Genomic DNA, 11,584 nt, shown 5'->3' on the forward strand with positions numbered 1-11,584 from the left:
CCAGGCACGGTCCCGCGCCAGGTCGGCAACACCCCGGTGGGTGGTGGCGATGCCCTTCGGGGTCCCCGTCGAACCCGAGGTGTACATCACGTACGCGACATGCTCAGGAGTGACACTCACCGCCGGCGCCATCGACGGCAAGTGGTCCACACGTGCCGCAAGTTGGAGGACACGCGCCGGATCGGCGGCCACACCCTCCAGGACCAGGTCGTGGCCCGCGGTCGACGCGTCGGTCAGCAGCAGACACGCGCCGGCCTCGCGCAGGACCGCCCGCATCCGGGCCAACGGCGCCCGCGGATCGACCGGCACATACGCCGCACCCGCCTTCAACACCGCCAACAGCGCGACGACCAACTCCGCCGAACGTCCCATGAACACCGCCACCCGCGACTCCGGGCCGACGCCCTGCTCGGTGAGCAGGTGGGCGAGTTGGTTGGCCCGGGCGTCGAGCTCGGCGTAGGTCAGACGGGTGCTCTCGGAGATCAGCGCGATGGCGTCCGGCGTCCGCTCCACCTGCGCACGGAACAGCTCCGGGAGTGTCGCCCCGGCGATCGGGCGGGCGGTGTCGTTCCACTCCACCAGGACACGCTCACGCTCCCCGACGGACAGGACCTGTACCCGGTCGACGGGGTCGGCCGGGCGGGCGGTGACCGCCTCCAGCACCCGCACGAACCGCTGCGCGATCGCCTCGACGGTGTCGTGGTCGAACAGGTCGGTGGAGTAGCCGAGTTGGCCGCTGATGCCCTGGGGGTGGGTGCGGTCGTCGAAGGCCTCGTGGAGAGTGAGGGCGAGGTCGAACTTGGCCGGGGGCTGCGGGCCGGGCAGCACGCTCGCCCGCAGACCCGGGAGTTCGAGGACCGGGTCGGTGTTGTTCTGCAGGGCCAGCAGCACCTGGAAGAGCGGGTGGCGGGCCATGGAGCGTGCGGGGGCGAGCTCTTCCACCAGTCGCTCGAAGGGCACGTCCTGGTGGGCGAAGGCGTCCAGCGCCCGCTCGCGCACCCGCCGCAGGACCTCGCCGAACGACGGGCTCCCCGACACGTCCGTCCGCAGCACCAGCGTGTTGACGAAGAACCCGACGAGGTCGTCGAGGGCCTGGTCGGTACGGCCGGCCACCGGCGTGCCGATCGGCACATCCTCGCCGGCCCCCAGGCGCGACAGCAGGACCGCCAACGCGGCCTGGAGGACCATGAAGACGGTGACGCCCTCGGTGCGGGCGATGTCGGCGATCCGGGCGTGCAGTTCGGCCGGGATCGCCAGGTCCACGCTGCCGCCCCGGTGGGTGGCCACCGCCGGACGCGTCCGGTCGAACGGCAGGACCAGCTCCTGGGGCGAGCCCTCCAACACGGAACGCCAGTAGGCGAGTTGCCCGGACAGTGCGCTGTCGGCGTCCCCGGCATCCCCGAGGAGCTCACGCTGCCACAACGTGTAGTCGGCGTACTGCACCGGCAGGGCTTCCCAGGCCGGCGCCCCACCCGCGCACCGCGCCGCGTACGCCGTCGACAGGTCGCGCGCCAGCGGCATCAGCGACCAGCCGTCGCCGGCGATGTGGTGGACGAGCAGGACCAAGAGGTGCTCGCGGTCGCCGGAGGGGAACAGGCATGCCCGGAAGGGCACTTGCTGCGAGAGGTCGAACGCGTGCCCGGCGGCCTCGGCGACCGCGGCCTGAAGGGTGGCGGGATCGGTGGGGTCGATGGGGGTGACGGTCAAGATGTCGCCGAGGTCACTGAGCTGGAGGATGTGCTGGTGCGGCTGTCCGTCGACGGTCGGGAACACGGTGCGGAGCACCTCGTGGCGTTCCAGGACGTCCCGCAGCGCGGCCTCGAACGCGCTCTGGTCGAGGTCGCCCTCCAGACGCAGGACCGCCGAGATGTTGTAGGTCGAGTTTGCGCCTTCGAGCTGGCCGAGGAACCAGAGGCGCTGCTGTGCGAAGGAGAGCGGTAGCTGCTCGGGCCGGGTGACTGCGGCCAGGGCGGGCCGGGAGGTGCCGGCGCCGGTCAGGGCGTGTGCCAGGGCGGCGACGGTCGGTGCCTCGAACAGGGTGCGGATGCCGAGCTCGACACCCAGCACGGAACGGATCCGGGCGACGAGGCGGGTGGCGAGGAGGGAGTGCCCGCCGAGGTCGAAGAAGTTGTCGTCGACACCGATCTGCTCCAGGCCCAGCACGTCGGCGAAGGCCGCGCAGAGCAGCTCCTCCTGGACCGTGGACGGGCCGCGGCCGACGGAGACGACGCCGAACTCCGGCACCGGCAACGCCCGCCGGTCGAGCTTGCCGTTGACCGTCAGCGGCAGGGCGTCGAGGAGCACGACCGCTGAGGGGACCATGTAGTCGGGCAGCTGCTCGGCGGTGAACGCCCGGAGCACCGGGGGCAGTTCCTGCCCGTCCTGCCCGTCGTGGCCGGGTGCGGGGATGACGTAGGCGACGATGCGCTTGTCGCCGGGGGTGTCCTCGCGGACGATCGCGGTGGCGTGCGCCACGGCGTGGTGGCCGGTGATCACCGCCTCGATCTCGCCGAGTTCGATGCGGAAGCCGCGGATCTTGACCTGGTCGTCCGCGCGCCTGAGGAACTCCAGGTTCCCGTCCGCCCGCCAGCGCACGAGGTCGCCGGTGCGGTACATCCGCTCGCCGGGGGCGCCGAACGGGCAGGCGACGAACCGCTCGGCGGTCAGACCGGGCCGGTTGAGGTAGCCGCGGGCGAGCTGGACGCCGGCGAGGTAGAGCTCACCGGCCACGCCCGGCGCCACCGGCTGGAGGGAGGCGTCGAGGACGTAGACGCGGGTGTTCCAGATGGGCCGCCCCATGGGCACGGCGGGGCTGGACTGGGCGGTGTACTGCCACGAGGTCACCTCCACCGCGGCCTCGGTGGGGCCGTAGAGGTTGTGCAGCGGGACGCCCAGCAGAGCGTCGAACTGCTCGCACAGCTGCGTCGGGAGGGCTTCCCCGCTGCAGAACACGGTCTTCAGGCCGGTGCAGGTCGCGGCGGCGGGTTCCTGGAGGAACGCCTGGAGCATGGAGGGGATGAAGTGCGTGACGGTGACGCCTTCGGTGTTGATCAGCTCGGCGAGGTAGGCGGGGTCGCGGTGCCCGTCCGGCTTGGCGACGACGAGGGTGGCGCCGCAGGTCAGCGGCCAGAAGAACTCCCAGACCGAGACGTCGAAGCCGTAGGGCGTCTTCTGGAGGACCCGGTCCGAGGCGTCGAGCGCGTACTCGGCCTGCCGCCACACGAGCTTGTTGACGATGCTGCGGTGCGCGACCGCCACGCCCTTGGGGGTCCCGGTGGAGCCGGAGGTGTAGATGACGTAGGCCGGGTGGCCGGGCAGCAGGCCGGATTGCGGGGCGTGCCCGGGCCGGTCCGCCAGCAGCGCCTGCGTGCCGGGGTCGTCCAGGACGAGGCGGGGGAGGCCCTCGGACTCGGGGAGGAGAGGGCCGGTGGGGGCGTGGGTGAGTACGTACTGCGGTCCGGCGTCACGGAGCATCTGCGCGATGCGCTCGGCGGGGTACTGCGGGTCGACGGGGACGAAGGCGGCGCCGGCCTTGAGGATGCCGAGCAGGGCGACGACCAGTTCGGTCGAGCGCTGCATGAACACGGCCACGCGCGACTCCGGGCCGACGCCCTGCTCGGTGAGCAGGTGGGCGAGTTGGTTGGCCCGGGTGTCGAGCTCGCCGTAGGTCAGACGGGTGCCCTCGAAGACCAGCGCGACCGCGTTCGGCGTCCGCTCGGCCTGCGCACGGAACAGCTCCGGCAGTGTCGCCCCGGCGATCGGGCGGGCGGTGTCGTTCCACTCCACGAGGACACGCTCGCGCTCCCCGGCGGAGAGGACGGGGATCTGGTGCAGGGGCTGGAGGGGGTGGTGTTCGAGGGCGTCGACCACGGCCTCGGCGGCGGCGTGGACCATCGCGCAGACCGCATCCGCGTCGATCGGCGCGGATGCCTGGCAGGTGATCGAGAACCCCGTGTCGTCGGCGTCGACGGACGCGAGCAGGGGGTAGTTCGTGCGCTCCTCGGCGTGGACGACGTCGACGCCCTCGATCCCACTGTCGGTCTGCGTCGTGGTCCCGGCGTGCCGGTAGTTGAAGACGGAGGTGAACAGCGGGGTGCGCGGGCTGACCCCGCTGGCGCGCTGGGCCAGCGCGAGGGAGGCGTGCTCATGGGCCAGCAGCCCGGCGAGCTGCTCCTGCATCCCGCGGACCGCGTCGGTCACACTCACGGCCGCCGTACGGGCCCGGGCCGGCAGGGTGTTGATGAACAGCCCCAGGCTCCGGTCCGCCCCCGCACCGCCGTTCATCCGGCCGAACAGCACCGTGCCGAAGACCACGTCGTCCTGCCCGGACGCGGCGGCCACCACCCGCGCCCACACCACGTGGAACAACGTCGCCGGACTCACACCGAGCCGCCGGGCCTGCTCACGCAGCCTCGCCGCGAGCGCCCCGTCCACGGGCAACCGCGCCTCACGGGCATCGGCACCGTCCCCCAGGACGTCCAGCACACCGAACGGCGCCGTGGGCTCCGTGACATCACCCAACAACTGGGCGAAGTACCGCTCGTGCTCCTCCTCGGGCACCCGCAACCGCGCCTGTGCGACGAACTCCCTGAACGGCACCGGCGCCGGCAGACCCTCCCCACGACCCGCCAGGAACGCCGCGACCTCACCGAGCATGATCTCAAGTGCGGTGTGATCACGAACGATCTGGTGGGACTGGAGCGCGAGGAGCCAGCGCCGGTTGGCGCGGTCCTCCGCGAGGTGGACACGCATCAAGGGGGCGCGGTCGATGGCCATGGACCGGCCGCACGCGCGCAGCAACTGCGCCACCGCGTCGTCGGCGCCGTCGGTGTGGTCGAGAACGAGGCGCTCCACCGGCAGTTCGGCCCGGCGGGCGACGACCTGGACCGGCTCCCGCAGCCCCTTCCAGACGATCGCCGTCCGCAGCACGTCGTGCCGGTCGACGACGCTCTGCAAGGCGCCGACGAACGCCTCGGCCCGCTCCAGCGATGCGAAGCCCAGGACGGCCGCGGAGGCGTAAGCGTCCTGGTCGCCCTGCTCGCGCATGAGGTGGTGGAAGAAGATGCCTTCCTGGAGGGGCGCGAGGGGGTAGACGTCCGCGACGTTGGCCACCCCGCCGGGGACCACCGCGGCGATCTGCGCGAGTTCGTCCTCGTTCAGCCCGGCCAGGGGAAGCATCTCCGGCGTGAGGCGCGTGGCACCTTCCGGGATGTTCGTCGCCGGCACCTCCACCTCACCCCGGTGCGCGGCCTGCTCGGCCAGCTTCGCCACCGTCGGCGACAGGAAGAGCGTCTTGACCTCGATCGGCATGCCACGGGACCGCAGCCGCTCCACCAGCGTCACCGCCAGGAGCGAATGCCCGCCCAGCTCGAAGAAGTTGTCGTCGACACCGACCTGCTCCAGGCCCAGCACGTCGGCGAAGACGGTGCAGAGGATTTCCTCTTCGAGGGTGGAGGGGCCGCGGCCGGTGGAGGCGGCGGCGTAGTCCGGCACGGGGAGTGCGCGCCGGTCGAGCTTGCCGTTGACGGTCAGCGGGAGGGCGTCGAGGACGACGACCGCTGCGGGGACCATGTACTCGGGCAGGTGCTGTCCGGCGTGGCGGCGGACGTCGGCGGGCAGCCGGTCGTCGTCGGGGCCGTGGTCGTCCCGACCGGGGACGGGGACGACGTAGGCGACGAGCCGCTTGTCGCCGGGAGCGTCCTCGCGGACGACCGCCGTGGCCTGCGCGACCGCGTGGTGGCCGGCGACGACGGCCTCGATCTCGCCGAGTTCGATCCGGTAGCCGCGGATCTTGACCTGGTCGTCCGCGCGTCCGATGAACTCCAGGTTCCCGTCGGCCTGCCAGCGGGCCAGGTCGCCGGTGCGGTACATCCGCTCGCCGGGCTCGCCGAACGGGCAGGCGACGAAGCGCTCGGCGGTGAGGGCGGGCCGGTTGAGGTAGCCGCGGGCGAGCTGGGCCCCGGCGAGGTAGAGCTCACCTGCCACGCCCGGCGCCACCGGCTGCAGGGAGGCGTCCAGGACGTAGACCTGGGTGTTCCACATCGGCCGCCCGATCGGCAGGCACCCGTCGAGGTCCGCCCCGTCGCCGGTGACGTCGAAGTCGGTGCACCCCACCGTCGCCTCGGTGGGACCGTAGTGGTTGACCACGCGCACACCGGGGTGCCGGCGGCGGAGACCCTGGACCTGGTCCCAGCGGACGGCCTCGCCGCCGACCATCACCCGTGCCGTCGGCGTGCAGATCCCGTCCAGGGACCCAAGGGTGGCGTAGTGGCTGGGCGTGGCCTTCAGGAAGGCCAGCCGCTCGTCCCCGAGCAGCCCCGGCAGGTCGTTGTCCAGCGCCGCCAGGTGGACACGGCCCCCCGAGGTGAGCGCCCCGTAGAGCCCCGTGACGCCCGCGTCGAAGGACACCGAGGCGTGGAACAGGGTGGACTCGGCCAGCTCCGGATACGCCTCCCAGCACCTCGTCACGTAGTTGACGAGGCTGCGGTGCGAGAGCGCCACGCCCTTGGGGGTTCCGGTGGAGCCGGAGGTGTAGATGACGTAGGCGGGGTGGTCGGGCAGCAGGCGGGGGAGCGGGTCGTGGCCGGGCAGGGAGGCGAGCAGCGCCGGCGTCGAGGGGTCGTCCACGACGATCCGCGTGCTGCTGCCGGTCTCGGGCAGGAGACCGCTGGTGGGGGTGTGGGTGAGCACGCACTGCGGGGCCGAGTCGCGGAGCATGTGGGCGATGCGTTCGGCGGGGTACTGCGGGTCGATCGGCACGTAGGCGGCGCCGGCCTTGAGGCTGGCCAGCAGGGCGACGATCAGTTCGGTCGAGCGCTCCATGAACACCGCGACGCGGGACTCCGGACCGACGCCCTGCCCGGCCAGCAGGTGGGCAAGCCGGTTGGCGCGGGTGTCGAGCTCGGCGTAGGTGAGGCGGGTGCCGCCGCAGACCAGCGCGACCGCGTCCGGCGTCCGCTCCGCCTGCGCGCGCAGCAGCTCAGGCAGCGTCGCCCCGGCCAACGGGCGGGCGGTGTCGTTCCACTCCACCAGGACGCGCTCGCGCTCCCCGGCGGACAGCACCGACACCTCGTCGACCAGGCGGTCGGGCGACAGCGCCACCAGTTCGTCGAGGACCGTCCGGAAACGACGGGCGTTGTCGGCGTTGTCGTCCGGGGAATAGATTTCGGGATTCGCGTCGAACGCGATGTCCATCTGGCCGTCGAGGGATCGGTCGTAGACCGTGATCGACAGGTCCTTCACGTGGAAGCTGCAGAGGCCGTGAAAGCGGACCCGGCAGTCCCCGAGCGTCTGTGAATAGTCGAAGGGCATCACGTTGACGACGAGGTTGTAGAGGTCCCGCTGGCCGGAGATGCGCAGATCACCGCGCAGGTCCTCGTAGCGGTAGCGCTGGTGCTTGAGGGCTTCGCGAATCCTTGCGGAGACGTGCTTGGAAAGGGCCGACAGCGTCATTCCGGCGGAGAACCGGAGGCGGATCGGAATGATGTTCGACATCATTCCGGGGACCTTCATGTCGGTGCCGCTGCGACCCGGCACCGGAATGCCGACGACGACCTCGTTGGCGCCGGTCGTCTTGCGCAGGAGGAGGGCCGCCGCCACCGTGTAGAGGCCGGCCACGCTCGTCCGCAGGCCCCTGGCGGCCTGGCGGAGCCGGACCGCCTCGTCCCCTTCGACGTGCTGGAGGTGGCGTTCGAGCCGGTTGGGCATGCCGGCGGGCACCTTGCCGCTCAGGCTCACGGCTTCCGGCAGGTCGGCGTAGAGGTCCCGCCAGAATTCCCGGTCGCCGTCCTTGGCGGACTCCCGGTAGGCCCTTTCGGCCTCGATCAGGCCGGTGACGGGGGAGATCCGCGGAGTGACGCCGGGGCTGCCGCCGGCCAGTTCGGCGTAGATCTCGGCCACCCTGTTCCAGAGCAGGCGTCCGCTGAATCCGTCGAAGGCGATGTGGTGAATCCGCTGATACCAGAAGAACCGGTCCTCGGACATCTTGAAGAGGACCTCGCGGAAGAGCGGCCCGGTCCTGATGTCGAACGGCACGCCCATATCGGCCTGCATCCAGGCAAGGGCGGTCTCCGCGGGCGACTCGTGGGTGCACAGATCGATGACCTCGAAAGGCCACTCGGACGGTTCGCCGATCGAGAGGGACAGTTCACCGTGCTCATCGGTGAATTCTGACCGCAGAACCTCGATCTCGTCGATCGCCTGCCGGAGGGACGACTCGAAGAGCCGGACGTCGAGGTTCCCGCGAATTTCAGCGTATTCCCCCATGTTGTAGATGGGGTTCTTCGGGTCCATCTGCTGGGCCCGCCAGATGCCCAACTGCGCCGTCGTCAGATCCAGGTGAGCGTGCAGCATGTCAGACCATCTCCACTTTGCTTACCGGCTTCCCGGGCCGACCGCCGGGCTCGTCCAAATGAGCAGCTGAAATTCGCTTGCGATTGCGGGTCAGGAAGAGCGCAGGCGGATTCGCCCGGTCGCACCTGACGACAGGTTCATGGCGCCTGGAAAATGGCTCCGAGGCGCTTATCGGTGGCATTGCGGGGCCGGAGCCCCGGATCCCGCGGAAGTCAGGGCGGGCGGCTCCGACCGGATTCCGGTCCTAGTTCCCCTGCTGCACTGCCTCGATCAGGCTCTTCGGTCGCATGTCCTGCCAGGACTTCTCGATGAATTCGAGGCACGCATCGCGCGTGGCCTCACCGAAGGCCACATTCCAGCCGGCCGGGACTTCGATCCAGGCCGGCCAGAGCGAGTGCTGGCCCTCGTCATTGATCAGGGCCAGGTACGACTGGTCGGCTGCTTCAAAGGGATTCGTTGCCATCGTTGAGGCCTTGCCTTCCTGCAAGAGGGGGGCGTCGACCGTCGAACCGGCGATCCGCACAGGGCGGGCGGCATCAGTTGATGCTGAAGTGCCTTGTGAAGATGAACAGTTCGGACGTCGAAGGTGTCGCTGACGCCTATGGGAGCACGGCGTGCGCGGTCACGGTGGGACCGGGCCGGCCGATGTCGCGCGAAACGCGGCAGGCCAGGCGTGTGAGCCCTTGGTCCTGCACGGGTTCGCTACGGAGTCTTCAAGCGCGGGATAGCGGATGAGAGCGCTCGGCGGGGCGGCTTGGGAAAGTTGGCTCGGGAAGTTCTTTTTCCGTGAAGATTCTGCGTGCGGGTGGGGTGGCCAATGGGCCGACTATTCCCCCGAGCCGCACGGCACTGAAGCCCTCTGTTGCCACCGTTGCTGTCTCCCCCGAGTGTTCAGCCAGTGATGCCCTCGATCGATCAAAGGGCTAGGTCAGGGACCTTATCACGCGTCAGATCGGCGAGGCCAGGGTAGAGCTTTGCATACAGTCGAACGCTTATGTCCTATTTGCGATGATCATGTACAGTTGCCCCTCCTGAGGGGTGGATAAGATCACTTGCCAAGCGCTCCGAAGTTCGTGTAGTCCTTTAGGCGGCACTGCCTCTGTAGTAGTCGGTCTCTTATGCTTGGCACGGTGGTTCTCGCCACTGTTGGCTCGGGATCCTTTTCTACTGCCGCGCAGTGATGCCTACTGCTGTTACTAAGGTCTTTTTGTACGTACCAGGTCAACTGGACGCTTTAATCAAAGATTCAGGTTGCAGGCAACAGGCCTAACGGCCTCCGGGGGAAATAGTGTGAGCGCTCGTGCGAGCGGCTCACCGGTGCGTCGTCCTGCCTCGGGTTGCTCGACGAGCTAGGAGAATCCCACTGATGGTGCCCTTGTCGTTTGCGCAGCAGCGCTTGTGGTTCCTGGGCCAGTTGGAAGGGTCGAGCTCGATCTACAACCTCCCGGCGGTGCTCCGGTTGGAGGGCGACCTCGACCGTGGGGCGCTCGGGGCGGCGCTACGGGACGTGCTGGAGCGGCACGAGGTGCTGCGGACGGTGTTCACGTCCGTGGAAGGCCGGCCGTATCAGGACATCCTGGAGGCGAGTGCCGTCGGCGAGGTGCTGACGGTGGCGCCCGCGGCACCGGCCGGTTCGACCGCCGATTCGCCGGCCGTGGCGGAGGCGATCGCGGAGGCGGCCCGGTACGCGTTCGACCTCTCGCAGCAGGTGCCGTTCCGGGCATGGCTGTTCCCGTGCGGCGAGCGCGAGCACGTGCTCGTCCTGTTGGTGCATCACATCGCCGGTGACGGCTGGTCGCTGGGTCCGCTGGCGCGGGACGTGTCGACGGCGTACGCGGCGCGGTGCGCGGGTGGGGCGCCGGCCTGGGAGCCCCTGCCGGTGCAGTACGCCGACTACACGTTGTGGCAGCGTGAGCTCCTCGGTGATGCCGGTGACGCGGACAGTGTGCTGTCGGGGCAGTTGGCCTACTGGCGTTCCGTGTTGGAGGGATCGCCCCAGGAGCTGGTCCTGCCGTTCGACCGGACGCGTCCGGCGGTGGCGACCCACCGGGGCGGCAACGTGGACCTGGTGGTCCCGGCCGAACTGCACGCGCGGATCGCGGAGCTGGCCCGCGCCGAGGGCGTGACGGTGTTCATGGTGTTCCAGGCCGCGTTGGCGGTCCTGCTGTCGCGCCTGGGCGCGGGCGAGGATGTGCCGATCGGCACGCCGGTGGCCGGCCGTACCGACCAGGCCCTCGACGACCTCGTCGGGTTCTTCGTGAACACGCTGGTGCTGCGGACGGACGTGTCGGGGAGCCCGTCGTTCGGCGAGGTCCTGCGACGGGTGCGTGAGCGGGCGCTGGACGCCTTCTCGCACCAGGACGTGCCGTTCGAGCGCCTGGTGGAGGAGCTCGCCCCCGTCCGGTCGATGGCCCGCCACCCGCTCTTCCAGGTCATGCTGGCCCTGCAGAACAACACCGACCCGGACCTCGACCTGCCGGGCCTGCGGGCGAGCGTGCTGCCGGGGCCGCTGCCGCCCGCCAAGTTCGACCTGTCTCTGACCTTGCAGGAGACCTTCGAGGGTGCCCGCCCGCACGGTGTGCGTGGCCAACTTGCTTACGCCACCGATCTGTTCGACCACGGCACCGTCGAGGCGATCGCGGAGCGGTTCGTGCGGGTGCTGGAGGCGGTCACCGCCCGCCCGGCCGACCCCGTCGACCGGGTACAGGTCCTGTCCGCCGGGGAGCGCGAGCGCGTCCTCGTGGAGTGGAACGACACCGCCCGCCCCCTGGCCGGGGCGACGCTGCCCGAGCTGCTGAGCGCGCAGGCCGAGCGGACCCCGGACGCGGTCGCGCTGGTCTCCGGGGACACCCGGCTCACCTATGCCGAACTCGACACCCGGGCGAACCGGCTCGCCCACCTGCTCACCGAGCAGGGCGTCGGCCCGGAGTCGCGGGTGGCGGTGTTCATGGAGCGCTCGACCGACATGGTCCTCGCCCTGCTCGCCGCCGTGAAGGCCGGCGCCGCCTACGTCCCCGTCGACCCGCAGTACCCCGCCGAACGCATCGCGCAGATGCTCCGCGACTCGGCCCCGCAGTGCGTGCTCACCCACACCCCCACCAGCCACCTTCTCCCCGAAACCGAGAACGTCCCCCGCCTCGTCCTGGACGAGCCCGCCACGCAGGCACTGCTCACGGACCGCCCCGGACACGCCCCCCAGCCCGGCCTGCTGCCCGAACACCCCGCCTATCTC

3 protein-coding genes are annotated in these 11,584 nt (G+C 70.5%); 1 reads left to right on the forward strand and 2 read right to left on the reverse strand.

Going from position 1 to position 11,584, the window contains the following annotated elements; translation table 11 throughout:
• A partial coding sequence (locus tag J5Y04_RS40770) for an amino acid adenylation domain-containing protein (RefSeq protein ID WP_209417603.1) occupies positions 1-8,352 on the reverse strand: 8,352 nt, incomplete at its 3' end.
• 244 nt (positions 8,353-8,596) lie between these two features.
• Positions 8,597-8,815 (reverse strand): MbtH family protein, encoded by a 219-nt coding sequence (locus tag J5Y04_RS40775; protein ID WP_209417605.1) that lies wholly within the window; start codon positions 8,813-8,815, stop codon positions 8,597-8,599.
• A gap of 903 nt (positions 8,816-9,718) precedes the next feature.
• Here J5Y04_RS40775 and J5Y04_RS40780 point away from each other — a divergent pair.
• Positions 9,719-11,584 (forward strand): condensation domain-containing protein (locus tag J5Y04_RS40780; RefSeq protein ID WP_209417604.1); only part of this gene is annotated, 1,866 nt, incomplete at its 3' end.

The sequence above is a fragment of the Kitasatospora sp. RG8 genome (assembly GCF_017813315.1).
Taxonomy (GTDB): domain Bacteria; phylum Actinomycetota; class Actinomycetes; order Streptomycetales; family Streptomycetaceae; genus Kitasatospora.

Bases quoted from the DNA above. Each gene is read 5' to 3' on its own strand.
- J5Y04_RS40775 (WP_209417605.1), bottom strand. From the start codon at position 8,815: ATGGCAACGAATCCCTTTGAAGCAGCCGACCAGTCGTACCTGGCCCTG.